Annotated in this window: 20 protein-coding genes and 1 pseudogene; 13 read left to right on the top strand and 8 right to left on the bottom strand. The window is 73.2% G+C overall.

Annotated elements, in window-relative coordinates; all coding sequences use genetic code 11:
- Positions 1–4: 4 nt before the first annotated feature.
- Complete coding sequence (locus AQJ30_RS04730; protein WP_067228732.1) at positions 5–1,138, bottom strand: FAD-dependent oxidoreductase; 1,134 nt, start codon at positions 1,136–1,138, stop codon at positions 5–7.
- Positions 1,139–1,428: 290 nt separating this feature from the next.
- Positions 1,429–2,295 (bottom strand): NAD(P)H-binding protein, encoded by an 867-nt coding sequence (locus tag AQJ30_RS04735; protein WP_067228734.1) that lies wholly within the window; start codon positions 2,293–2,295, stop codon positions 1,429–1,431.
- A gap of 109 nt (positions 2,296–2,404) precedes the next feature.
- Between AQJ30_RS04735 and AQJ30_RS04740 the strand changes: the two genes are divergently transcribed.
- Both AQJ30_RS04740 and AQJ30_RS04745 read left to right on the top strand, forming a co-directional pair.
- Positions 2,405–3,112 (top strand): TetR/AcrR family transcriptional regulator, encoded by a 708-nt coding sequence (locus AQJ30_RS04740; RefSeq protein WP_245726799.1) that lies wholly within the window; start codon positions 2,405–2,407, stop codon positions 3,110–3,112.
- Between the two features lie 407 nt (positions 3,113–3,519).
- A complete protein-coding gene (locus tag AQJ30_RS04745; RefSeq protein WP_067228737.1) occupies positions 3,520–4,266 on the top strand; it encodes an SDR family oxidoreductase in 747 nt (248 codons plus the stop codon).
- Positions 4,267–4,496: 230 nt separating this feature from the next.
- Here the strand turns inward: AQJ30_RS04745 and AQJ30_RS04750 are convergent, their stop codons facing one another.
- Positions 4,497–5,372 (bottom strand): helix-turn-helix transcriptional regulator, encoded by an 876-nt coding sequence (locus AQJ30_RS04750; protein WP_067228739.1) that lies wholly within the window; start codon positions 5,370–5,372, stop codon positions 4,497–4,499.
- Between the two features lie 106 nt (positions 5,373–5,478).
- Between AQJ30_RS04750 and AQJ30_RS04755 the strand changes: the two genes are divergently transcribed.
- The 7 genes and pseudogenes from AQJ30_RS04755 to AQJ30_RS04785 form a co-directional block, all read left to right on the top strand.
- Positions 5,479–6,177 (top strand): SDR family NAD(P)-dependent oxidoreductase, encoded by a 699-nt coding sequence (locus AQJ30_RS04755; protein ID WP_067228740.1) that lies wholly within the window; start codon positions 5,479–5,481, stop codon positions 6,175–6,177.
- A gap of 137 nt (positions 6,178–6,314) precedes the next feature.
- Entirely contained in the window at positions 6,315–7,226 is a 912-nt protein-coding gene (locus tag AQJ30_RS04760) for an SDR family oxidoreductase (RefSeq protein WP_067228742.1), read from the top strand.
- Between the two features lie 296 nt (positions 7,227–7,522).
- The gene (locus AQJ30_RS04765) at positions 7,523–9,637 is read left to right on the top strand and encodes an MMPL family transporter (protein ID WP_067228744.1); all 2,115 of its coding nucleotides are present in this window, start codon (positions 7,523–7,525) and stop codon (positions 9,635–9,637) included.
- A gap of 175 nt (positions 9,638–9,812) precedes the next feature.
- The gene (locus AQJ30_RS04770; protein ID WP_067228746.1) at positions 9,813–11,123 is read left to right on the top strand and encodes a sensor histidine kinase; all 1,311 of its coding nucleotides are present in this window, start codon (positions 9,813–9,815) and stop codon (positions 11,121–11,123) included.
- An 8-nt stretch (positions 11,124–11,131) separates the two neighbouring features.
- A complete protein-coding gene (locus tag AQJ30_RS04775; protein WP_067229058.1) occupies positions 11,132–11,800 on the top strand; it encodes a response regulator transcription factor in 669 nt (222 codons plus the stop codon).
- A gap of 216 nt (positions 11,801–12,016) precedes the next feature.
- The gene (locus AQJ30_RS04780) at positions 12,017–14,527 is read left to right on the top strand and encodes an ATP-dependent Clp protease ATP-binding subunit (RefSeq protein WP_067228747.1); all 2,511 of its coding nucleotides are present in this window, start codon (positions 12,017–12,019) and stop codon (positions 14,525–14,527) included.
- A gap of 35 nt (positions 14,528–14,562) precedes the next feature.
- Positions 14,563–14,743 (top strand): annotated as a pseudogene (locus AQJ30_RS04785) (diadenosine tetraphosphate hydrolase); the annotation flags it as partial.
- 109 nt (positions 14,744–14,852) lie between these two features.
- Here the strand turns inward: AQJ30_RS04785 and AQJ30_RS04790 are convergent.
- From AQJ30_RS04790 to AQJ30_RS04810, 5 genes are all read right to left on the bottom strand, one after another.
- Positions 14,853–15,557, bottom strand: coding sequence for an ABC transporter ATP-binding protein (locus AQJ30_RS04790; RefSeq protein ID WP_067228751.1), 705 nt, complete (start codon positions 15,555–15,557; stop codon positions 14,853–14,855).
- On the bottom strand, positions 15,550–16,461 hold the full coding sequence (locus tag AQJ30_RS04795; protein ID WP_067229061.1) for an ABC transporter ATP-binding protein: 912 nt from the start codon (positions 16,459–16,461) through the stop codon (positions 15,550–15,552). The genes AQJ30_RS04790 and AQJ30_RS04795 overlap by 8 nt, the downstream gene beginning before the upstream one ends.
- A gap of 65 nt (positions 16,462–16,526) precedes the next feature.
- Positions 16,527–17,414 carry an ABC transporter permease gene (locus tag AQJ30_RS04800; protein ID WP_067228752.1) on the bottom strand — a complete coding sequence of 296 codons (888 nt, stop codon included), beginning with the start codon at positions 17,412–17,414 and terminating at the stop codon, positions 16,527–16,529.
- Positions 17,404–18,372: an ABC transporter permease gene (locus AQJ30_RS04805; protein ID WP_067229063.1), complete on the bottom strand. Its 969-nt coding sequence runs from the start codon at positions 18,370–18,372 to the stop codon at positions 17,404–17,406. The genes AQJ30_RS04800 and AQJ30_RS04805 overlap by 11 nt, the downstream gene beginning before the upstream one ends.
- Positions 18,373–18,395: 23 nt before the next feature.
- The gene (locus AQJ30_RS04810) at positions 18,396–19,982 is read right to left on the bottom strand and encodes an ABC transporter substrate-binding protein (protein ID WP_067228754.1); all 1,587 of its coding nucleotides are present in this window, start codon (positions 19,980–19,982) and stop codon (positions 18,396–18,398) included.
- Positions 19,983–20,225: 243 nt separating this feature from the next.
- On the opposite strand from AQJ30_RS04810, the gene AQJ30_RS04815 reads away from it, so the two are divergent.
- From AQJ30_RS04815 to AQJ30_RS04830, 4 genes are all read left to right on the top strand, one after another.
- Positions 20,226–20,891 carry an HAD family hydrolase gene (locus AQJ30_RS04815; RefSeq protein ID WP_067229066.1) on the top strand — a complete coding sequence of 222 codons (666 nt, stop codon included), beginning with the start codon at positions 20,226–20,228 and terminating at the stop codon, positions 20,889–20,891.
- 124 nt (positions 20,892–21,015) lie between these two features.
- A complete protein-coding gene (tkt, locus tag AQJ30_RS04820) occupies positions 21,016–23,253 on the top strand; it encodes a transketolase (protein WP_067228755.1) in 2,238 nt (745 codons plus the stop codon).
- A gap of 183 nt (positions 23,254–23,436) precedes the next feature.
- Positions 23,437–24,018: a potassium channel family protein gene (locus AQJ30_RS04825; protein ID WP_067228757.1), complete on the top strand. Its 582-nt coding sequence runs from the start codon at positions 23,437–23,439 to the stop codon at positions 24,016–24,018.
- Positions 24,019–24,151: 133 nt separating this feature from the next.
- Entirely contained in the window at positions 24,152–24,889 is a 738-nt protein-coding gene (locus tag AQJ30_RS04830) for a flavodoxin family protein (protein WP_067228759.1), read from the top strand.
- Positions 24,890–24,928: the final 39 nt, after the last annotated feature.

Consider the following 24,928-nt stretch of genomic DNA (forward strand, 5'->3'; position numbering starts at 1 on the left):
CCCCCTAGTGGTCCGCGAACGCGGTCACCAGCCCGTGGGGCGTGTCCTCTCCGAAGAGGAGGTCGTGCAGCTGCGCGCCCTCCTCGGCGGCCCGCGCCCCGCGGGGGAACATGGCCCGCTCGTACGCGGTCAAGGCGGCCTCGACGTCGTCCGGGTGCGCGGCGAGGGCCAGGCCGAGTTCGGCGCCGTCGTACAGCGCGAGGTTGGCGCCCTCGCCGTTCGGGGCGGCGAGGTGGGCGGCGTCGCCCACCAGGGTCACCCCCGGCACCCGGTCCCAGCTGAGCCCGGCCGGCAGGGCGTACAGGGGGCGGAGCACCGGCCCGGAGTCGCTGTCGGTCAGCAGCGCGGTGAGCTCCGGCGCCCACCCGTCGAACTCCCGCGCGACCCGCGCCGCGGCGCTGCCGGCGTCGGCCTCGGGGCCGCTGAAGTCGATCGCGTCGAACCAGTCCCGCGGCCGGGTGAGCGCCACGTACGTGTGCAGCGTGTCGCCCTTCTCCCGGTGCGCCTGGATGCCCCGGCCGGGCGCGAGCGCGAACATCGACCCGCCGCCGACCGCCTTCGAGGCGGCCGGGTGCCGGGTGTCGCTGTCGAACAGGTAGGTCTCGACGAACGACCTGCCGGTGTACTCGGGCCGGGCGTCGGTCAGCAGCGGCCGGACGCGCGACCACGCCCCGTCCGCGCCGACCAGCAGCCCGGTGTCGACCGACGTGCCGTCGGTGAAGGCCACCTCGTGGCGTCCCCCGCCCAGGGAACGGACCCCGCTGACCTTGTGCCCCCACCGGACCGTGCCCGGCGGGAGCGAGTCGAGCAGGAGCTGCCGCAGCTCGCCGCGCTGCACCTCGGGTCGGCCGCCCGTGCCGTCGTCGGCCCGGTCGAACAGGACCGTCCCGTCGGGGTCGAGGACGCGTATGGCCTGGCGCCCCTCCAGGACGAGGCCACGGAACGCGTCCGTCAGCCCGGCCGCCTCCAGGGCCGGCTGCCCGTTGTCCTCGTGGATGTCGAGCATGCCTCCCTGCGAACGGGCTCCGGCCGAGGCCTCCGCCTCGTGGACCGTCGCGGGGATGCCGTGGACGTGGAGCACGCGGGCGAAGGTCAGCCCCGCGAGCCCGGCGCCGATGATGGTGATGTCGGTGGTCATGGTGGGTCCTTGTCTCCGTCGTCGCCTTCGCGAGCGGCTGCGGTTGCGTCCGCGGCTGCGTCTGCGTCAGCTTCCGCGCCTTCGCGAGCAGGCCGGGTGGGGTCCCGGCCGTTCTGCTGGAGAAGGTTCCAGGTCCGGTCGACACATCGCCGACGTCGTACCGACAGCACCGACCGGTCACCGACATCCGACCGATGGCCGCACAGGTCGCCGGCCGACACACACAGGTCGCCGGCCCGCATCCGGCTTCCCCTCGCGGTCCCGCTCGGCGTGACCCACCGCTCCTCGTCTCAGCGGGCGGCCGGGACGACTCCCTCCAGGAACGCGGGGAGGATCGTGGCCGGACGACCGAGAAGGTCCTCCAGCGCACTCCCCGTGGTCGCGAACTCGCCGCGCCGGGAGGCGTGGAACATGCCGAGGAGCAGGTCGGCCTGTTCGGCGGGCATGCCGTGCCCGACGAGCCCGGCCGCCCAGTCCTCGTCCTCCACGACCACGCGGCGGACCGTGCGTCCACCGATCCGGGTGAGTATGCCGGCGACGTCGTCCAGGTCGTACGCCCGTGCCGCGGTCAGGGGCGGGGTCGGGCCCTCGTACCGGCCCTCGTCGGCGAGCAGGACGGCGGCCGCCTCGGCGAGGTCGTCGTGCGTGGTCCAGGACACGGGCCCGTCGGCCGGCGCCCGCAGCTCGCCGGTCTCCAGCGCCCCGCCCAGGAGGAGCGGGACGGTGGCGGCGTAGAAGCCGTTGCGCAGCGACGTGAACGGCGCGCCGGTGGTGGTCAGGTACCGCTCCGTGGCCGCGTGGTCGGGCATGGGCGCGAAGAGCGAGTCGGCGTCGGCGCCCTGGTGGCTGGTGTAGAGGATCCGCTCGGCACCGGCCGCGCGGGCCGCGTCGATCGCGGCCCTGTGCTGGGCGACCGCCCCGTCACCGCTGTCGTTGACGGAGACGACGAGGACCTGCGAGGCGCCCTTGAACGCCTCCGCGAGCGAGGCCGGATCGGTGAAGTCGCCGCGCCGCACGTCCACGCCCTCGGCGAGGAGGCCGGCCGCTCGCTCGGGATCGCGCACACAGGCGACGAGCTGCTCCGGCGGCACCTGGGTGAGGAGTCGGCGGACGATCCGGGAGCCGAGCTGACCGGTGGCGCCGGTGATGACGAACATGCTGTACCTCCATGGCTGGGTTGCCGTCACCATCGACGGTATCACCGTTATCGTCGCAACGGTATCGCTGTTAATAACGACGATAGCGGGGATGCGTTATCGTCGGACCGTGACAGACACCGCCAAGCCCCTGGACGGCCGGTCCGCGACGCGGACGAACCTCGTGGAAGTCGCCGCGCGCCTCCTGCGTGAACACGGCCCCGCCGGGGTCACCACCCGGGCGGTCGCCCAGGCCGCGGGCGTGCAGGCGCCCGCCATCTACCGGCTCTTCGGGGACAAGGACGGGCTGCTCGACTCGGTCGCCGAGCACGTCCTGGCGACCTACGTCGCAGGGAAGCGCTCCGAGCACGGCGACCCGGTGGCGGACCTGCGGGCCGGGTGGGACACGCACATCGGATTCGGTCTCACCAACCCGGCGGTGTTCGGCCTCCTCGCGGACCCCGAGCGCGCGCTGCGCTCACCGGCCACGGTCGCCGGCCTGGACGTCCTGCGCGCCCGTGTGCACCGCCTCGCCACCGCCGGACGCCTGCGCGTGCCCGAACGGCGCGCGGTGGAGTTGATCCACGCCGCCGGGACCGGCGCCGTGCTCGCCCTGCTCGCCATGCCGCCCGAGCGGCGTGACCTCGGCCTCGCCGACGCGATGTACGACGCGGTCACCCGGGCGGTCCTCACCGACGTACCGGCCGTGGACGCGAACGACACCGCTGCCGCGGCCGTCGCGTTCCGGGCCGTCGTACCGGAGCTGCCGATGCTCACCGGCGCCGAGCGCGCCCTGCTGGCGGAGTGGCTGGACCGGCCGACGGACGCGCCGGCCTGAACGGCGCCGTGGCCGCGCATCCGGCGGCGTTCACCCGTTCGGCGGCCCGGCTCTCGCCGGTGCTGCCGTCGCCCCGGGGCCGCGCGCGCTCGCCGGGCGTGCTCAGCGGTTGAGCAGCAGGAACAGGACGATCGTCGCCACTGCGCTGATGAGCAGGGAACCGAGGCAGCCGACACGGTTGCTGAAGAAGAACATGGCCCCCGGTTACCCCTGTGCCCGGCCCCCGCACCTGCGGCAGGGCTCTGATCGTCGGTGATCCCCGGTCTCCGGACGACCGTTCCGCACGAGGCCCGATCCGTGCACGGCAGGCGCAACCCTCCTGTGAGGCGGATCACGCCCCCGGATGTCACGATCGGAACCGCCCCGCTGTCCTCATTGCGTACAGCGCCTAGCGGATGGGAGTGGACATGAAGATCGCGGTTGCCGGTGGTACCGGAGTGGCCGGGCGCTACGTCGTGGAGGCGCTGCGCGCCCGCGGCCACGAGCCGGTGGTGCTGTCGCGTGCCAAGGGGGTGGACCTGCTCGACGGGACGGGGCTGGAGGCCGCGCTCGCCGGGGCGGAGGGCGTCGTCGACGTCGCCAACGTCACCACGATGCGCAAGAAGGTGGCGGTCGACTTCTTCGACCGGGCGGGACGCAACCTCGTCGCGGCGGCCGAGCGGGCCGGGGTACGGCACCTGGTGACGCTGTCGATCGTGGGCGTCGACCGGGTCAGGAACCCCTACTACGCGGGCAAGCTGCGCCAGGAGGAGATCGCCAGGGGCGGGGCGGTGCCGTGGACGATCCTGCGGGCGACGCAGTTCCACGAGTTCGCGGGGCAGGTGCTGAGCGGTGTGCCCGGGCCGATCGCGGCGGTGCCGAAGGCACCCGTCCAGCCCATCGCCGTACGGGAGGTGGGCGAGGCCCTGGCCGACCTCGTGGTGGGGCAGCCGCAGGGCATGGCGGGCGAACTGGCCGGCCCGCGGGTCGAGTCGCTGGTCGACATGGCCCGGGCCCTGATCGCCGCGGGGGGCGCGCGGCGGCGGCCGGTGCTGCCCATGTACTTCCCCGGCGGCATGAGCTCCGGCGGCCTGCTGCCCACCGGGCCGGGCCTCCGTGGCACCCAGACCTTCGCCGACTGGCTCGGTCAGCAGAAGGTGACGGCGCCTGCGTGACGCCTCGCGGTGCCCGGAGCGTCGGCGGACGTTGTGGGGCCGCTGACTCTCCGCGGTGACCGGGGCCGGAGGTCGGAGCCCGGCGGCCGTCGTCCTCGCACTCAGGTCGCCGGGCCCCCACCGGCGCCTCGCGGGTGTCTGGCTCGCCGTCAGCCGGGGCGTCGATGCGCCGGCGCGCTCGGGCGGGCGCGGTGGCTGGGCGCGCCCAGCCCTGCATGGCGGCCGCGCGCTCAGGCCGGCGTGGTGGCCGGTGGGCCGGTGACGGTGGCGAGCTGGATCTTGCTCTCGTCCTCGCTGCCCGGCGCGGCGGTCAGGATGACGATCTTGAGGTCGGAGTCGCCGTCGGTCAGCACGTCGCAGTCGACCTCGACCGGGCCCACCGCCGGGTGGTCGATGCTCTTGTGGTCCTCGCGGTGGGCGGCCACCTCGCCGGTCGCCCACAGGGCGGCGAACCGCTCGTTGCCCGCGAGGAGTTCGCGGACGAGCCTCGCGAGGCGCTCGTCCTGCGGGAAACGACCGGTGGCGCGGCGCAGGTCGGAGACCACGGCGACGTCGGTGGCCTCCTGGTCCGTCTCGGTGACCGGCCACAGCGCGAGGCAGGGAGGGCTGCCGTCCACGGGGAAGCGGTCGCGGGCGAAGTTGCGCCGCCGGGGCGGTGCGGGGGAGGGGTCGCCCAGCAGGGCGGCCCAGCCGCGGTTCCACCACAGCAACTGCCAGTCCGCCGCGAACACGGCGACCGGCACGTCCGCGAGACGGGTGAGCACCCGTTGCACGCCGGGCGGGAGGTGGTCGTGGATGACACCGGGCGCGGGTGGTGCCAGGCGGGCTAGCCGGTACAGGTGGTCGCGCTCGGCGCTGGACAGGTGCAGGGCGCGTGCCAGGGCGGCCACCACCGACGGGGAGGGGGTCGTGGCCCGCCCCTGTTCCAGGCGGACGACGTAGTCGACCGACATCCCGGCCAGTTCGGCGAGTTCCTCGCGCCGGAGCCCGGTCGCCCGGCGCCCCCGGCCCACGGGCAGTCCGGCGGCGGACGGGGGCAGCCGGTCGCGCCAGGTGCGGATCATGGTGCCCAGTCCGGTTCCGGGTGTCGTCGGCATGTCTTCCATGCTCCCGCATCGGGGGCGGCGCGCGTCGTCGTGAAGGTGGTACGGCTCTTCCTACCGTCGCGGCGTCCCTGGCCACGCCCTCCCGGCCGGGCCCAGGATGGACGGCATGACGATCACCTTCATCACCGGAGCCAACAAGGGACTCGGCCGCGAGACGGCCCGCCGCCTGATCGAGCACGGCCACACCGTGCTGCTGGGGGCCCGCGACCCCGAACTGGGCCAGGAGGCCGCCGCAGCCCTCGGCGCCCGCCACGTCCCCCTCGACGTCACCGACGACGCGTCCGTGGCGGCCGCCGTGGCGGACGTGGCCGCACACGAGGGCAGGATCGACGTCCTGATCAACAACGCCGGCGTGCACGGCCCCCTGGGTGACCCGAGCGGCCTCACGGCCGCCGACGCCCTCGCCGTCCTCGACGTCAACCTCATCGGTGTCATCCGTACGACGACCGCCTTCCTGCCGCTGCTGCGGCGCTCGGACGACCCCGTGATCATCAACGTCAGCAGCGGCATGGGCTCCCTTGCCCTCACCCACGACCCCGACCGTCCCGAGTCACGCGTCGTCGCCCCGCTGTACACCTCGTCCAAGGCCGCCCTGACGATGCTGACCACCCAGTACGCCAAGGCGCTCGAGGACGTCCGCGTCAACGCCGCCGACCCCGGCTACACCGCGACCGACCTCAACGGCCACAGCGGCCCCCAGACGGTCACGGAGGGCACGGACGCGATCGTGTCCCTCGCCACGGAGCCCCCCGGTGCGGGCACCGGACGCTTCGTCTCCCGACACGGGGAGATGGCCTGGTCGTGAACTCCCCGCCCCGACCGAAGCGGCTCCCCCTCCGTCACCCTTGCGGCTCGCGGTGGCGGGCGGACCGGGCAGGGGCGTGGTCGACTGGCCGGGTGCGCGGTGCGGCGCGGGTCGTAAGGGTGGGCCGGGAGGCGGTCATGGCGGAGGGCGGACCGTACGCGCGGGTCGCGGTGGTCACCGGGGCGGCGCGCGGCGTGGGAGCGGCGGTGGCACGCCGGCTGGCCCTGCGGGGCATGCGGGTGGCACTGCTGGGCCGGGAACTCGACTCGTTGCGCCGGGTCGCGGACGGGCTGCCGACCGAGGCGCACTGCTTCGAGGTCGACGTCACCGACGAGGCGGCGCTCCAGGGCGCGGCCCTCAGCGTCGGCGCACGGCTGGGGCCCGCCTCGGTGGTGGTCGCCAACGCGGGGATCGCCGCCGCGGGCCCGTTCGCCACGTGCGAGGCGTCACTGTTCGACCGGGTGGTCGAGGTCAACCTGATCGGGAGCGCGAACACCGCCCGCGTCTTCCTCCCCCAACTCGTCCGCACCGGCGGGTATTTCCTCCAGGTCGCGTCCACCGCCGCGTTCGGTTCGGCGCCGCTGATGAGCGCCTACTGCGCGTCGAAGGCGGGCGTCGAGTCGTTCGCCCAGGCCCTGCGCACCGAGGTGCGTCCGACGGGCGTGGGGGTGGGCATCGCGTACCTGCACTGGACCGGCACCGACATGATCGCGGCCCTCGACGAGCATCCGGTGCTGCGGGCCCTGCGGTCCCACCAGCCCGCGCCCGCCCGGCGCGTGCACAGTCCCGAGCAGGTCGCCGGATGGCTGGTGCGCGGGGTGGAGCGGCGCGCGGTCAGTGTCTACGCGCCTCCGTGGCTGCGCCTGGTGCAGCCGCTGCGTCCGGTGCTGCCGCTGGTGGTGTCGGCGGTGGCACGGCGGTCGTTGTCGGCGCTGCCGGCCGAGGAGTTGGAGCGGTCCACCGGGGTGCTCGGCGCGGGCGGCGCCGCCGACCTGCGGGCGCGCGGCGCGGTACCGCCGGTGCCGCCGGTGACGCCGCCCCAGACCTGACGAGGGCGCTACGCCGCTGCTCAGGCCCCGGCGAGCAGTTGGAAAAACCCGAAGGCCACGGAGGCGAAGAACTGGCGCAGCCGCGTTTTTCAGGGGCGCGGGGAACTGCGCGACCAGCCCCCTACCCCCAGGCGAACACGCACCCGCGCCTCCCCTTACTCCCGCGGGAGTAATTCGCACCCCCCGCCACCCCAGGCAGTACCCGCGGGCTCCCCCTCCCGTCCGACGCGAAGCCTTCCCCCTGCCGGAAGGCTGACAGCTGAAACGGAAGTCGTCGTAGTGAGGGAGAACTGCTCATGACGGTCGGGAAGACACCCACGAAGGGCGTGGGACGCAGGCGGGCCGTGCCCTGGGCGCTGCTCGGGCTCTGGGTGGCCGTGCTCGCCCTGGTCGGCCCGTTCGCGGCGAAGCTCGCCGACGTGCAGCACGACCGGGCCACCGACTACCTGCCCTCCAGCGCCGACTCGACCCAAGTGGCCCGGATACAGGACGCCTTGCCCGGGGGCGAGAGCACCGAGATGGTGATCGTGTACCACCGGGACGGCGGGCTGAGCGCCGAGGACCGGCGGGTGGCGGCCGGGCAGGTCGGGAAGGTCGCCGCAGCGCACGAGCTGGTCGGCGGGGCGCCCGAGGGGATTCCGTCCGACGACGGTACGACGCTCATGTACCCCGTCGTCAGCAACGAGCCCGGGCACGACGAGAAGCTGCGGGACGCGCTCGTCGAGGACGTCCGGGGCATCGCCCGCGGCCAGGACGGGCTGAGCGTCGAGGTGGGCGGCACCGGAGCGCTCGGCACCGACGCCGGGAAGGTCTACGACTCACTCGGCGGGCCGCTGCTCTACACCACCGTCGCCGTCGTCGCCCTCCTGCTGATCCTGATCTACCGCAGCCCGGTGCTGTGGCTCGTGCCGCTCGTCGTCGCCGGCATCGCCGACTACCTGTCCATGGGGGTCGCGTACGGGCTCAACCAGGCCTTCGGTACCACCGTCACGGGCCAGAGCTCCGGCGTGATGACGATCCTCGTGTTCGGCGCGGGCACCGACTACGCACTGCTCCTCGTCTCCCGCTACCGGGAGGAACTGCGGCGCATCGAGCGCCCGTACGAGGCCATGGTCGCCGCCCTGCGCGGCTGCGGGCCCGCCGTGCTCGCCTCCTCCGGCACCGTCGCCGCCGGCCTGCTGTGCCTGCTCGCCGCCGATCTCAACAGCAGCCGCGGCATGGGCCCGCTCGGCACGGTCGGTGTGCTGTGCGCGCTGATCGCGATGCTGACCCTGCTCCCCGCCGTCCTCGTCCTGCTCGGGCGGCGGGTCTTCTGGCCGCTCGTACCGGCCTACGGCAGCGAGCCCGCACAGCGGCGGAGCCTCTTCGCCGCGATGGGCGACTCCGCCGGACGCAGGCCGCTGACCGTGCTCGCGACCGGAGCCGTCCTGCTCGGCGCCCTCGCCCTCGGCACGCTCAACCTGCCGGGACCGGTCAAGCAGGAGGACTCCTTCGTCACCAAGCCGGAGTCCGTCACCGCCATGGAGACCCTCGCCCGGGCCTACCCCGAGCGCGGCACCCAGCCCATCGACGTGATCACCCCCGCGGACCGCGTCGACCGGACCCTCGCGACGATCCGGGGCACCCGGGGAGTCGAGAGCGCCGAGAAGGGCCGTACCGCGGACGGCTGGGCCGAGGTCTCCGTCATCGCGAAGGACACACCCCAGTCGGCGGGAGAGACCGCCACCATCAAGTCCCTGCGCAGCCAACTGAAGGGCTCGTACGTCGGCGGGGACAGCGCCGAGCAGATCGACCTGGAGGACACCAACAGCCGGGACATCAAGATCGTCGTACCCCTGGTCCTCGTCTCGGTGCTGCTCATCCTGTTCGTCCTGCTGCGCAGTCTCGTCGCGCCGCTCGTCCTGGTGGCCGCCGTGGTCGCGGTCTGGGGCGCCGCCCTCGGGATCGGCGGGCTGGTCTTCGGGCCGGTCCTCGGCCTGAAGGGAACCGATCCGGGGCTCGGGCTGCTGTCCTTCGTGTTCCTCGTCGCCCTCGGCGTCGACTACGGCATCTTCCTCATGCACCGGATGCGCGAGGAGTCCCTGGCCGGCGCGGAACCGGCCGCCGCCGCGCTCACCGCCCTGCGCAGCACGGGCGCCGTCATCGCCTCGGCCGGCCTGGTCCTCGCCGCGACCTTCGCCGTGCTGATGAACATGGGGCTCGTGCAACTCGTCGAACTCGGCTTCGTGATCGCCGTCGGCGTACTCCTCGACACCTTCCTCGTACGGACGTACCTGGTGACCAGTGCCAGCGTCGCCCTGCGCCGGAAGATGTGGTGGCCGGGCGGCCTCTCCCGCGAACCCGCGCGCGGCGCCGGGCCGTCCGAACCGACCGAGCCGCCGCGGCAGCCGGAACAGGTCGGCACGCCCTGACCGACCGGGCTCACCTCACCACAGCCGACCGGGTGTCCCTCCGGCCTCCTGCCGAAGGGACACCCCCATGACGGAAGATGGAGCCGTGCACGATCGGGGAGCGAACTCAGCCGCAGGGGACCTGAAAACCACCGTCGTACGGGGTGACGCGCGGCCCCGACGCATCGAACGCGTCATGGCGGTCGTCAACCGGGACCCGCTCACCGCGCCGCACCGCACCCGCAACGACGCGTTCCTCACCGTGGGTGTCGCCGTGCTGGCCGTCGTCCTCGCGTTGCTCGTCGACGACGGACTCCCGCTCGGTCCGCGCGGCTGGACCCTGCTGGCGGGCGCCCATGTGCCGCTCGTGTGGCGGCGCAGCCGTCCGCTGCTCGTACTGTTCGCGGTGGCGGCCTGCGTCACCCCGTACCACGTCCTCGACTACAACCACGCCGTACCGATCCCCGCGACCCTCCTGGCGCTCTACACGGTCGCGGCGACCGGCACGGTACGCCGCTCGCTGCTCACCGCTGTCCTCGTCCTCGGCCCGACACTGATCATCAACAGCTTCACCAACCCCGACGGGGCACTGGAGCTCCTGCGGATCTCCGGCTGGGTCATCGCGGTCCTGTTCGTCGGCGTCGACGCCCGTCTCTACCGCCAGTACGTCGCCTCCATCGTCGAGCGGGCCGAGCGGGCCGAACGGACCCGCGAGGAGGAGGCGCGGCGCCGGGTCGCCGAGGAGCGGCTGCGGATCGCCCGCGACCTGCACGACCTGCTCGCGCACAGCATCACCCTGATCGGTGTGCGGACGTCCGTGGCGGCCCACGTCCTCACCGCGGATCCGGACCGGCTCGACCGCGAGGCGGTCGCCCAGGCGCTCGACGACATCGCGGAGACCTGCCGGACGGCCCGGGGCGAGTTGCGTACGACGCTGGAGGTGCTGCGGGCGAACGAGGTGAGCGAGAGTGTCGAAGGGGAACGGGAGTGGGTGGCCGACCCCGGCTCCGGGTCGAGTTCCGGCTCCGGTCTCGGCTCCCCGGACGGGCGCGGGCCGCTGCCCGGGCTCGACGGGCTGGGCGCGCTCGCGGAGGCGGCCAGGGTGGCCGGGGCCGAGGTCGAACTGTCCGTCCACGCGGACGGCGTACCGCCCTCGGTGGGTGCCGCCGCCTACCGGATCGTGCAGGAGGCGCTCACCAACGCCGTACGCCACGGGGGCCGCGACGACCTGACCGTCCGGGTGGGACTGCGGGTGGCGGAGGGGACCCTGCGGGTGACCGTCGCCGACGACGGGACGGGGCCGGGGACGGGCCACCGGGTGAGCGGCGCGGTGCGCAACGGGGTCGGGCACGGGCAGGGAGCCGTCGGCGGCACGCCGGGGTTCGGGCTCGTCGGGATGCAGGAGCGGGCCCGTAGCGTGGGCGGCACACTGGACGCCGGCCCGGGTCCCACCGTGGGCTACGAAGTGATCGCCGAGCTGCCGCTGCCCCGGGAGGAACCCTCGTGACGGCCCCGATGCCCATCCGCGTCCTGCTCGCCGACGACCAGACCCTGGTACGGGCCTCGTTCGCGATGCTCGTCGCGTCCGCCGGGGACATGGAGGTCGTCGGCGAGGCGGGCACCGGGCGGGAGGCCGTGGACCTCGCCCGTTCCGCGAGGGCCGACCTCGTCGTGATGGACATCCGCATGCCCGACCTGGACGGCATCCAGGCGACCCGGCTCATCGCCGCCGACGAGGACCTGGTGGGCGTGAAGGTGCTCGTCCTGACGACGTACGACACCGACGAGCACATCGTCGACGCGCTGCGGGCCGGGGCGTCCGGCTTCCTGGTCAAGGACATCCGGCCGGCCGAACTCCTCGACGCCATCCGGACCGTGGCCGCCGGGGACTCCCTGCTCTCGCCAGGCCCCACCTCGCGGCTCATCGCCCGATTCCTGCGCGCCCCCGACACGTTGATGTCGGCACTGGGCGGCCCGGACGGGCTGTCCGAGCGGGAGCGGCAGGTGCTCACCCTGGTCGCGCGCGGGTGCAACAACACCGAGATCGCCGAAGCGCTGGGGCTCAGCCCGCTCACCGCGAAGACCCATGTCAGCCGGATCATGGGCAAGTTGGGCGCACGCGACCGGGCGCAGCTGGTGATAGTGGCGTACGAGTCGGGGCTGGTGATACCCGGGACGGTATGAGCGCTGCCCCCTTCTGCTTCGCCACGAGTGGGTGCGGGGGATGCACCAGCTGCGGCACCGCCCTTCTCGCGTTGCGAGGCCGGGTCGGTGCTGGTCGACTGGGTAACGGCAGGCAGGCCACAGACGCGCGTGGTGCGGCGCCCGGCGGACGGGAGGCCGGCGCCGGCCCGTTCGCATGGGTCTGCGTCTCCTTCTCCCGTGCCCCGGACGGCCACTATGACGATGTCCCCCTTCGGCGCCTCCTTCGGAGGCCAGGACCCCTTCTCGGATATCCTCAACCGCTTCCTGGGCATGTCCCCGGGTGCCTCCCCGCCGCAGGTGCAGCGCGTGCCCATCGGCCGGTTGCTGTCCGAGTCCGCGCAGGACCTGATCAACCAGGCCACCCGGAAGGCCGCCGATGAGGGCAGCACCGACCTGGACACCGAGCACCTGCTCTGGGCCTGCACCCAGGTCGAACCGGCCCGCGGCCTCCTCGCCCAGGCCGGTGTCGACCCGGACGACCTGGCCGGGGAGATCGCCGCGGTCCTGCCCGGCGAGAGCAGCACTCCTTCGGCACAGCCCGGTCTGACCCCGGCGGCCAAGCGGGTGCTGCTGCGCGCCCATGCCCGCTCCCAGGCGACCGGCGTGTCGTACATCGGCCCGGAGCACATCCTCGGTGCGCTGCTGGACACGCCGGATGCCGCGGGCACCAAGGTGCTCAGCCGCTCCGGAGCCGAGCTGGACGGGCTGCGCCGCGCCGCCGACGGCACAGCCCGTTCCGAGGGGACCGAGGGCCGCCCGGCGAGCGCGACACCCACCCTCGACGAGTACGGCCGCGACCTCACCGAGGAGGCCAAGGCGGGCCGGCTCGACCCGGTCGTGGGCCGCGCCGAGGAGATCGAGCAGACCGTGGAGATCCTGTCGCGCCGTTCGAAGAACAATCCCGTCCTCATCGGCGAGCCGGGCGTCGGCAAGACCGCGATCGTCGAGGGCCTCGCGCAGCGGATCGTCGCGGGAGACGTACCGAAGACACTGGAGGACAAGCGGGTCGTCGCTCTGGACCTGACCGGACTGGTCGCCGGCGCCCAGTACCGCGGGCAGTTCGAGGAGCGGTTGAAGAACGTGATCGACGAAGTGAAGTCCGCCTCGGAGTCGACGATCCTGTTCGTCGACGAGCTGCACACCGTCGTCGGCGCGGGCGCCACCGGCGAGGGCTCCATGGACGCCGGGAACATCCTCAAGCCCGCCCTCGCCCGCGGCGAGCTGCACGTGGTCGGCGCCACGACGCTGGACGAGTACCGGCGCTACGTGGAGAAGGACGCCGCGCTCGAGCGCCGTTTCCAGCCGGTGATGGTTCCCGAGCCGAGCATCGAGGAGACCGTGCAGATCCTGGAGGGCCTGCGCGACTCCTACGAGGCCCACCACCAGGTCCGCTACACCGACGAGGCCCTCGCGGCCGCGGCCGTGCTGTCCGACCGGTACGTCACCGACCGCTTCCTGCCCGACAAGGCGATCGACCTGCTCGACCAGGCCGGGGCGCGGGTGCGGCTGCGTTCGCTGGGCAGGTCCACCGAGGTCACCGAGCGCCAGGACCGGTTGGCCAAGCTGAACCGGGAGAAGGACCAAGCCGTCGCCGGCGAGGACTTCGAGAAGGCCGCCGAACTCAAGGACCGCATCGCCGACGTGGAGGCGGAGATCGCCGGCGTCGCGGAACGCCGCGAGGGCGTCATGGAGGTCACCGCCGCCGACATCGCCGAGGTCCTCTCCCGGCGCACCGGCATCCCGGTGGCGCAGCTGACGGAGACCGAGAAGGAGCGTCTGCTGAAACTGGAGGACGCCCTGCACTCGCGGGTCGTCGGCCAGGACGAGGCGGTCACCGCCATCGCGCAGGCGGTACGCCGCAACCGGGCCGGCATGGGTGATCCCAACCGGCCCGTCGGCTCCTTCCTGTTCCTCGGACCGACCGGTGTCGGCAAGACCGAACTGGCCAAGGCGCTCGCCGAGCTGCTCTTCGGCGACGACAACCGGCTGGTGCGCTTCGACATGAGCGAGTTCCAGGAGAAGCACACCGTCTCCCGGCTCGTGGGCGCCCCGCCCGGATACGTCGGCCACGAGGAGGCCGGCCAGCTCACCGAGAAGGTACGCCGCCAGCCCTACAGCGTGCTGCTGTTCGACGAGGTGGAGAAGGCCCACCCGGACGTCTTCAACACCCTGCTGCAGGTCCTCGACGACGGGCGGCTCACCGATGCCCAGGGCCGCACGGTCGACTTCCGCAACACGGTCGTCGTCATGACCTCCAACATCGGCGCCCAGCGCATCCTCGCCCACCACGGCGACGTCGGCGCCATCAAGGACGAACTGATGCAGGACCTGCGCGGCCGGTTCCTGCCGGAGTTCCTCAACCGCATCGACGACATCGTCGTCTTCCACGCCCTCACCGAGGCCGACCTCGACCGCATCGTGGACCTGCTGCTGGACGGCAGCCGGCGCCGGGTGCGCGCCCAGGGCCTAGAGCTGGAGGTCACCGACGCGGCGAAGAAACTGCTCGTCGCGCACGGCCACCAGCCGGAGTTCGGCGCCCGCCCGCTGCGCCGCACCATCCAGGCCGAACTCGACAACCGCATCGCCTCCCTGCTCCTGGCCGACGAAGCCGGCCCCGGCGACACGATCGTCGCCGACGTGGTGGGCGACTCCTTGATCTGCCGTGTCGAACACCCCACGCCGGATTCCCCGACTGACCCAAGCTGATGATCAACGCCCCTCCGGCCAGGTAGGTTCGGGCCATGGTCGGTGACTGGCGGATGGACCGGATCGGCAGTGCTCTGCGAGGTGAGAACCCGGCTGTGCTGCGCCGCCTGGACGCGGGGTTCGCCGTGATCGGCGACGTGCAGTTCCTGCCGGGCTACTCGGTGCTCCTGGTGGACGACCCGACGGTGGAGAGACTGTCGGACCTGCCCAGGGGCCAGCAGTTCGCCCTCGGCCCGCAGCACGACCCCCTGCGCAGGGCGATCGAGGATGAGCTGGACCGTCTCCGCCCGGTGCGTTGACGCCTGATCGGCGCGTCCTGTGCCCCTTACTGGAGGCCGACTTCCGCCGGGAGCCACACGGGTTCTGGGTCCTGCGTCGTGATGAGGTCGCTCCAGTGGAGGGTGCGCGCGCACCAGCGGTGCAGGAGCACGTGGTCGTGGCCGACGGCGAGCAGTCCGGCGCCCGTGGCGGCGCGGTAGTCCTCGACGGCTGCCACCAGGGCGGCGGTGGTGGAGGCGTCCAGCATGGCGGTCATCTCGTCGCACACGAGCCAGCGCGGCCGCAGGACGAGGGCGCGGGCGAGGCAGGCGCGTTGGAGCTGGCCGTCACTGACCTCGTGGGGCCGGCGGTCCAGGAGGTCGGGTGTGAGGCCGACGGCCGGGGTCAGTTCGGCCAGGCGCTCGGGGATCTCGTCCCGGCGTCTCGTGGCGCGCAACGGCTCTGCGATCAGGTCGCTGAGCCGTAGCCGCGGGTCGGCGGAGAGGCGGGGCTGCTGGAAGACCACGCCGATGGCGGTGCGCTGGGCGTGGGGCGCGCGGTGGCGCCAGCCGCGTACGGGGGTGCCGTCGAGGGTCACGGTTCCGGCGTCGGGGCGGTGCAGCAGGGCGGCGACCCGGGCGAGGGTGGACTTGCCGCAGCCGCTGGGTCCCAGCAATCCGACGCTCTCGCCGGGGGCGAGGGCCAGGGTGGCGTGGCGTACGACGGGTGCGGCCGGGTCGTATCCGGCGGTGATGTCGCGCAGTTCAAGCACGGAGGTCCTCCGGGAGGCGCGGGTGGTGGCAGGCGATGCCGTCGGCGAGCGGGGGGAGGGCGGTGCAGGCGTCGGTGGCCCGGTCGCAGCGGGGGGCGAAGGCGCAGCCTTCGGGGAGGCTGCCGAGTTCCGGTGGCATGCCGGGTATCGGAGCGAAGGCGCGGTCGGGGAGGGCCTGCAGGAGCCCCCGGCTGTAGGGGTGGCGGGGGCCCGGTGTGCCGAAGAAGGCCTTCGCGTCGGCGAGTTCGACGATCCGGCCCGCGTACATCACGGCCACCCGGTCGGCGATGCGCTCGGCGGCGGCCAGGTCGTGGGTGATCACGAGCAGGCTCCGGCGGCCGGTGTCGACGTGGCGGCGCAGTTCGTCCACGGTGTGGTCGACCAGGTCGCGGTCGAGGCCGGTCGTGGGTTCGTCGGCCAGCAGCAGGGGCGCGTCGCCGACGAGGGCGAGGGCGGTGGCGGCGCGCTGGGCGAGGCCGCCGGAGAGCTGGTGCGGGTGGCGGTCCAGGTGATCGGCGGGGAAGGCGGCGCGTGCGGCGGCTGCCTCGACCGCCGCACGCAGGGCCGCCCGTCCTCGTGTGCCGGTCAACGCGGCCACGGTTTCCCGCAGGTGGGAGCGGACCGTGCGCACGGGCGTGAGGTGTGCGGCGGGGCTCTGCGGGACGAGGCCGATCAGGCGGCCCCGTACCGTCCGGGCCAGTGTCCGTTCGTCGGCGGCCAGCAGGTCCAGGTCGCCGAGCCGGGCCTCGCCCGCCGTCCGGGCGTTGGCGGGCAGCAGACCGAGCAGGGCGGAGGCGAGGACCGACTTGCCGCAGCCGCTCTCGCCGATCAGGGCGAGGCACTCGCCGGCCGCCACGTCGAAGTGCGCGTCGGTGACGGCGGCGATCCGCCGGCCGCCCGGCATCAGGAAGCGCACGGACAACCCCCGTACCGACAGGACCGTTTCGTTCTCGGTCACAGCATCGTCGGTCACAGCATCAGCTCCGATCGGCGGCGCGGGTTGATCCGTTCCCGCCAGGCGCCGGCGAGCCCGGCGACGGCGAGGGTGGGGACGATGATGAACAGGCCCGGGAAGAGGGTCGGCCACCACTGCCCGGCGAGCAGCGGTCCCCGCGCGGCCTGGATGAGGTTGCCGAGGCTGGCCAGGTGGGTGGGCAGGCCGAGCCCGAGGAAGGACAGCGCCGATTCGTGCCACATGGCGTGCGGCACCATCAGGACGGCGGCCAGCGCGGCCTGCGGCAGGACGGCGGGCAGCAGGTGCCGTACCGTCACCCGCCACCGGGACGCGCCACCGGAGACGGCGGCGTCGATGTACGGGCGGGCGCGCAGGGACAGCACCTCGGCGCGCACGATCCGGGCGGTGGACAGCCAGTGGGTGAGCGCGACGGACACGATCACCGGCCACACCCCGGGCCGGAACACGGCCACGATGAAGATGCCCATCAGCAGGTGCGGCACGGAGGAGAACGTGTCGACGACCCGCATGAGAGCCCGGTCGGCCCAGCCGCCCAGCGCTCCGGCGGTCGCCCCTACGGCGGTGCCGATCACGGTTGCCGTGAGGGCGGCGGCGACCCCGACCAGCAGGGACACGCGCAGGCCGTAGACGCAGCGCAGGAGGAGGTCGCGGCCGAGGTCGTCGGTGCCGAAGGGGTGCGACCAGCTCGGCGGCAGCAGTTTGGCGGACAGGTCGACGGCCTGCTGGTCGAGCCGCACCAGGGGCGGGACGAGGAGCACGGCCAGCACGGTCGCCGCCACCAGGACGACGCAGACGCGGACGCGTACCGCCCGGGTGGAGCGGCGCTCGGTGCCGTGGGACCGCCAGGCGGGTTCGGCCGTGGTCACGGGTTCACATGTCATCGAACGTCACCCTCGGGTCGAACAGGCCGTAGAGGAGGTCGGCGAGGAGGTTGCCGACGAGCACCGCGGCGGTGGCGAGCGTGGTGAGGGCGGCGAGCAGCGGGAAGTCGACGGCGGTGGCCGCCTGGACGGTGGCCGCCGCGATGCCGGGCCAGCTGAAGACGCTCTCCACCAGCAGTGCTCCGGTGATGAGCTCGGGCACCCGGGAGCCGACCAGGGTGAGGACCGGCAGCAGGCCGGAGCGCAGGGCGTGGCCGAGCAGGACCGTCCGCTCGCTCACCCCCCGTGCGCGGGCTCCGCGTACGGGGTCCTCGGCGAGGGCGTCACCGACGCCCTGGCGGACGTACAGGATGAACCAGGGCAGTTGGGAGACGGCGAGGACTCCGGCCGGCAGCACGAGGTGACGGGCGACTTGGGCGACGGTGACCTGCTCGCTCGCGGTGTCGGTGAGACCACCGGCCGGAAGCGCGCCCAGGTGGAGCGCGAACAGCCAGACGACCAGCAGGGCCAGCCAGAAGACGGGCGCCGCCTCCAGCGAGTAGGCCAGCGACGTCACGGCCCGGTCGAGCGGCGATCCCGGGCGCCGGGCCGCCAGCACGCCCAGGACCGTGCCCGCCAGCACGGCCACCGCGAACGCGACCGCGCACAACAGCGTGGACCAGGCGAGACGTTCGCCGATGACCTGGCCGACCGGCTGCCGCATCACGCTGGAGTGCCCGAGGTCGCCCGTGACGGCCGCGGTCACCCAGTGCCACCAGCGCGAGGTGAACGGCTGGTCCACGCCCAGGTTCTCCCGCAGCCGCGCCAGCGTCTCCGCGTCCGCGCCGAGGGCGGCCGTGCCGGCGTACGCCTTGACGGGGTCGAAGGGGGAGGCGGCGGCGATCGCGAAGACGCCGAAGGTGACGACGAGCAGGACCGGGGCGGCGAACAGCAGCCGTCGCCCGGCCAGTCGGGCGATCGCCGCCCAGGGGAGGGAGTTCGTCACTTCTTCGGCCGCCAGGCCTGGAGGTTCCACCACGGGCCGGAGGAGAAGCCGTGCTCGTGCGGTTCGACCTGGGTGGACAGGGCCTGCCAGCGGTCGGCGAGGACGTACACGTGGTCGATGTGGGTGAGGAAGGTGTAACCGGGGTTCTTCACCAACTCGCGCTGGAGGGCGTCGTACGCGGCCTGGCGGGTCGCCTCGTCCGAGGTGCGGCGGCCGGTGTCGAGCGCCTCGTCCACCACCGGATCGTCGTAGCGCGCCATGTTGTTGAAGCCGTCGCCGGCGAGGGAGGAGTGCAGCAGGGTGTAGAGGCCGTAGTCGGGGTCACCGCTGCTGCCGGAGCCGGCCAGGACCGCGTCCGTCTTCATCCGCGGCTCGATGACCTCCCAGGTGGCGCTCTCCACCTTCACCTCGATCCCGGCCTTCTCGGCGTCGGAGGCGTACGCGAGGGCGTGGTCCTGGCGGACCTTGTCGCCGGAGGGGTAGAGCAGGGTGAACGACGCCCGCCGCCCGTCCTTGGCGCGGACGCCTCCCTCGCCGCTCCTCCAGCCGGCCCGGTCCAGGATGCGCCGGGCCTCGGCGAGGTCCTGCCCGCGCTGGATGCCCTGCGCGAACCACGGGTCGTCCACGGGCAGCGGCCCGTATGCCGGACGCCCGGCGCCGTCGAGGATCTCGTCGACCATGGCCTGCCGGTCCACGGCCGCGTCCAGGGCCTGGCGGACCGCGCGGTCGCCGGTGACCGCGCCGGCCTGGGGGAGGGTTACCGCGCGGAAGTCGTACGTCGTCGCGTCGTACGTCTTCTTCGACCTGTCGTCCTCGAAGGTGGCGGCGAGATTGGGCGGCAGGACCGCACCGTCGAGGTCGCCGGAGCGGAGCCGGGTGGCCCGCACGTCGTCGTCCTTGACGATCGCCATGGTCACCTTCCCGACCTTCGGCGCGCCGCCCCAGTAACCGGGGTTGGCCTTGAAGGTGAGCTTCTCGCCCTTGCTCCAGGAGGTGAGCAGGTAGGGGCCGGTGCCGACCGGCTCGGTGTTGAAGGAGCCGGTGTTGGGGTCCTGCCCGCCCGCGACGTGCTCGGGGACGATGGGCAGCACCGTGCGCCCGGCGAAGGGCGCGTACGGGTACTTGAGCGTGAAGACCACCTTGTCGCCGCCGTCCGCCCGCACGTCCGCGATGGCGTCCAGTTCGCTGCGGTAGGCGTTGTTCGTCTTCGCGTCGAGGATCGTGTCGTACGTGAAGACGACGTCGGCGGGGGTCAGCGGCTCGCCGTCGCTGAACCTCACGCCCTCGCGCAGGGTGAACGTGTAGGTCAGGCCGTCGGCGGTGACCTCGGGCAGCGCCTTCGCCAGGGCCGGTCCCAGCTCCATGCCGGCGTCGCGGGCGAGCAGCCCGTCGAAGATCTTCGAGTTGCCGTCCTTGCCGTAGCCGAGCAGCGGGCTGAGCGTGTCCGGCTCGGAGGCCACCCCGATCACGACGGAACCGGCGCCGTTGCCGCTCGCCGTGCCGCTGCCGGGGGCCGAGCACGCCGCGGCACCCGTGAGTATCGCCGCCGTGGCGGCGGCTGTCCGTATCCGTCGAACCGTCATGGCTCCCCACCCTTATTGATGATCACAAGCTGTTGCATACTATGCGCAACAAGGGTGGTGTGAGCCGGTCGGGTGGCAGCCCGACGAGGAAGTTCGGGGGCAGGGGGCGGTGGCCGAGCCGGAGCACAGGACGGCGCACGGTCCGCCGAGCGGCGGTGTCCGGGGAGCTGGACCGTGCCGGCGTCCGCCTTGTCGGTCTCGCGGACTTCGTGTGGGTACCGGGCTGGCGGGTAGCCGGTGGGCGTGACCGACTCTGCCATCGCCGTCCTGGACATCGACGGGACGCTCATCGATTCCAATTACCACCATGCGCTCGCGTGGTACCGGGCACTGCGCTCGGTGGGCGAGACCTACCCCGTGTGGCGGCTGCACCGGCTCATCGGGATGGGCGGGGACCAGATGGTCACCGCCGTCGGCGGCGAGGAACTGGAGCGCCGGGTCGGCGACCAGGCCCGGGAGCGGCAGGGCCAGGAGGTCGACGCGCTCCTGGAGGAGATGGCGCCGTTGCCCGGGGCGCGCGACCTGCTCCTGGCCGTCAAGGAGCGAGGTCACCGCCTGGTGCTGGCCAGCTCGGGCCAGCAGCGCCACGTGGACGCCTTCCTGGACGTGCTGGACGCCCGCGACATCGTCGACGACTGGACCACCAGCGCCGACGTCGAGGCGTCCAAGCCGGCGCCGGACCTGCTGCAGGTGGCGCTGGAGAAGCTGGGCGCGCCGTCCGGTGCGCCGAGTGTGATGGTCGGCGACTCGGTGTGGGACGTCGAGGCGGCGAAGAGGGCGGGGATGCCGGCGATCGTCGTCCGTTCCGGCGGCTTCGGGGACGACGAGCTGCGCGAAGCCGGTGCCATCGCCCTCTACGACACCCCCGGCGACCTCGCCAAGGCGCTGGACGACACCCCACTCGCTTGACCTGCCCGACCGGCGGCCGGATGCGGCGCGCTCCGGTCGGCCCCGTAGCCCGAACGGGCGCGCGCCGGTTCGGCCGAGCAGCCCGAACGCCCACCCCCCCACCCACGAGGGAGCACCGCGACCGATGACCACCAACGACAAAGACTCCGCCACGGGAACGGAGAGCACCCGCCCCGAGGCGCCCGCCGAGGCTGCGAGCGACGCGCCCACCGGCAGTCCCTTCCAGCCGCGCCCCACCCTGCCCAAGGGGATGGGTGATCTCGACCGGCGCGCGATCGACACCGTGCGGGTGCTGGCGATGGACGCCGTGCAGAAGACCGGCAACGGCCATCCCGGCACCGCGATGAGCATGGCTCCCACGGCCTACCTGCTGTTCCAGAAGTGGCTGCGCCACGACCCGGCCGATCCGAACTGGGTCGGCCGTGACCGCTTCGTGCTGTCGATGGGGCACTCGAGCCTCACCCTGTACATCCAGCTCTTCCTGTCCGGCTACGGCCTGGAGCTCTCCGACCTGCAGGCGCTGCGCACCTGGGGTTCCCTGACCCCGGGCCACCCCGAGGTCAACCACACACCGGGCGTGGAGACGACGACCGGCCCGCTGGGCCAGGGTGTCGGCAACGCCGTCGGCATGGCGATGGCGGCCCGCCGGGAGCGCGGCCTGCTGGACCCGTCCGCCCCCGAGGGCGAGAGCGTGTTCGACCACACCATCTGGGCCTTCGCCTCCGACGGCGACCTCGAGGAAGGCGTCAGCGGCGAGGCGTCGTCGCTGGCCGGCACCCAGGAACTGGGCAACCTGGTCCTGGTCTACGACGCCAACCGCATCTCGATCGAGGACGACACCGACGTCGCGTTCACCGAGGACGTCGGCAAGCGGTACGAGGCCTACGGCTGGCACGTGCAGCACGTGGACGACGGCGAGGACCTGGCCGCCGTCGACCGCGCCCTGGCCGCCGCCCGCGAGGAGACCGGCCGCCCGTCGCTGATCGTGCTGCACACGATCATCGGCTGGCCCGCGCCCAACAAGCAGAACACCGGCGCGGCCCACGGGGCGGCGCTGGGCGAGGACGAGGTCCGGGCGACCAAGGAGATCCTCGGCTTCGACCCCGACAAGACGTTCGAGGTCGCCCCCGAGGTCCTCACCCACGCCCGCCGGGTCGCCGAGCGCGGCGCACAGGCGCACGCGGCGTGGCAGCAGCGCTTCGACGCCTGGCAGGCCGGCAACCCCGACGGCGCCGCCCTGCTGGAGCGGATGTCCACCCGCCGGCTGCCGCAGGGCTGGGCGGAGGCCCTGCCGACCTGGGACGCCGACCCGAAGGGTGTGGCGACCCGGAAGGCCTCCGGCGAGGTCCTCACCGCCCTGTACCCGGTCCTGCCGGAACTGTGGGGCGGCTCGGCCGACCTCGCGGAGAGCAACAACACCGCGGTCAAGGGGGAGGCCTCGTTCCTGCCCACGGACCGGCAGACCAAGATGTGGTCCGGCGGCCCCTACGGGCGCACGCTGCACTTCGGCGTCCGCGAGCACGGCATGGGCGCGATCATGAACGGCATCGCGCTGCACGGCGGGACCCGCGTGTACGGGGGCACGTTCCTCACCTTCTCCGACTACATGCGCGGTGCGGTGCGGCTGGCCGCGCTCATGCAGCTGCCGGTCACCTACGTGTGGACGCACGACTCCATCGGGCTGGGCGAGGACGGTCCCACCCACCAGCCCGTCGAGCACTACGCGGCGCTGCGGGCCATCCCCGGCCTGGACTTCGTCCGCCCGGCCGACGCCAACGAGACCGCGGTGGCGTGGCGCACCATCCTCGAGCACAACGACCGCCCGGCCGGGCTGGCGCTGTCACGGCAGAACCTCCCCGTCTTCGACCGCACCCGGTTCGCGTCGGCCGAGGGCGTCGCCAAGGGCGGCTACGTCCTGGCCGAGGCCTCCGGCGGCACCCCCGAGGTCATCCTGATGGGCACCGGCTCCGAGGTGCAGATCGCGGTCGCCGCCCGCGAGGCACTGGAGGCCGACGGCATCCCGACGCGGGTCGTGTCACTGCCGTGCTGGGAGTGGTTCGCCGCCCAGGACCAGGCCTACCGCGAAGAAGTCCTGCCGCCCACCGTGCGCGCCCGGGTCAGCGTCGAGGCGGGCGTCCCCCTGGGCTGGCGGGACTTCGTCGGCGACGCCGGCCGGACCGTCGGCCTGGACCACTACGGCGCCAGCGCCGCGTACACCGTCCTGTACGAGCAGTTCGGCCTGACCGCGGACGCGGTCGTCGCGGCGGCCCGGGAAAGCCTTGAGGCCGTCAAGGCGGCACCCGTGGCCCCGACGGGCCCGGCCGCCGCCGGCGTGCTGCACGCCCCGACCGGCGACCGCTGACGCGCCGGGCGGCCCGCCCCTCACACGAGCCTTCCGCCCGTTGGGCTGCGGAGGTGAGGGGCGGGCCGGCGGCAGCTTTCCTGGAGGTGAGCGATCACGTGCTGCTCTTCCGGATCGTAGGAAACACCTTCCGAGCGGCTCCGGCCCCTCCACCGGCCCCTCCCACGGGATGAGGTGGGCGTCATGACCACGCGCACCGGAGCCGTACCCCAGGAGGACGTCGAAGGCCGACCTCCTGCCCTGCGGATCGTCTGGACCGCCCTGCGGGTGGTCGGCTCGGTCACCGTGTTGGTGACCGCGTACTACCTGTTGCCCCTGGACCGCACCTCCACGGCTGCCGCCATCACGATCCTCGCCGTCGGACTGGTCGTCTTCGTCGCCCTGACAGCCCTCCAGGTCACCGCGATCCTGCGTTCCCGGCACCCGGGGCTGCGGGCCGCCGAGGGTCTGGCCACCGGCGTCCCCTTCTTCCTGCTGCTGTTCGCGGGAACCTACGTCGCGATGGCCGCACAGTCCTCGGCCAGCTTCGGCGAGGCCCTCTCCCACACCCAGGGGCTGTACTTCACCGTCACCGTGTTCTCCACCGTGGGGTTCGGCGACATCACGCCCAAGACCGGCACGGCGCAGCTGGTGGTCACCGTGCAGATGCTCACGGACCTGATCATCTTCGGCCTGGCTCTCAAGCTCGTCGTGGGCGCCGTCCGCCGGAGCAGGGAACGCCGGAACGCCGAGGCGAACGTGCGATCGGCGCGGCCGCGGGCCTGATCGTGGGGGTCCACCTCCGACACGGACGGCCGACAGCGGCTGGTCCGTACCCCGGGTGCCCCACACACTGGCAATGGACCAAGAGAGGGACACGCCGCCCGGCACCGCGCGGCGACCGGTGTCAGGAGGACCTGTGACTGCTTCGCCGCCCGTCCGTGACACGCCGCCGGCCCGGTACGACGACCTGCGCGCACTGGTCATCAACTGCACCCTGAAGCGCTCGCCGGAGACGAGCAACACCCAGGGGCTGATCGACCGCAGCGCGGCCGTCATGGAGGCGCAGGGGGTGCGGCTGGACGTCGTACGGGCGGTGGACCTCGACATCGCCACCGGTGTGTGGCCTGACATGAGGGAACACGGCTGGGCGGCGGACGCCTGGCCGGACCTGTACCGCCAGGTGATGGCGGCCGACATCCTCGTCCTGGCGGGCCCGATCTGGCTGGGTGACAACAGCTCGGTGATGAAGAAGGTGATCGAGCGCCTCTACGCCTGCTCCAGCCTGCTCAACGACGCCGGGCAGTACGCGTACTACGGCCGGGTCGGCGGCTGCCTGATCACCGGCAACGAGGACGGCGTCAAGCACTGCGCCATGAACGTGCTCTACAGCCTCCAGCACCTGGGGTACACCATCCCTCCCCAGGCCGACGCGGGGTGGATCGGCGAGGCGGGTCCGGGCCCGTCGTACCTCGACCCCGGCTCGGGCGGACCGGAGAACGACTTCACCAACCGCAACACCACCTTCATGACCTGGAACCTGCTGCACCTGGCCCGCGCCCTGAAGGACCTCGGCGGCATCCCCGCCTTCGGCAACCAGCGCACCGCGTGGGACGCCGGCTGCCGTCACGACTACGAGAACCCCGAGCACCGGTAGGGGGACGAGCGGCCTGCCGCGGGGTTCCCGAGCTGTCAG

The organism is Streptomyces longwoodensis (genome assembly GCF_001514125.1).
Lineage (GTDB): Bacteria > Actinomycetota > Actinomycetes > Streptomycetales > Streptomycetaceae > Streptomyces > Streptomyces longwoodensis.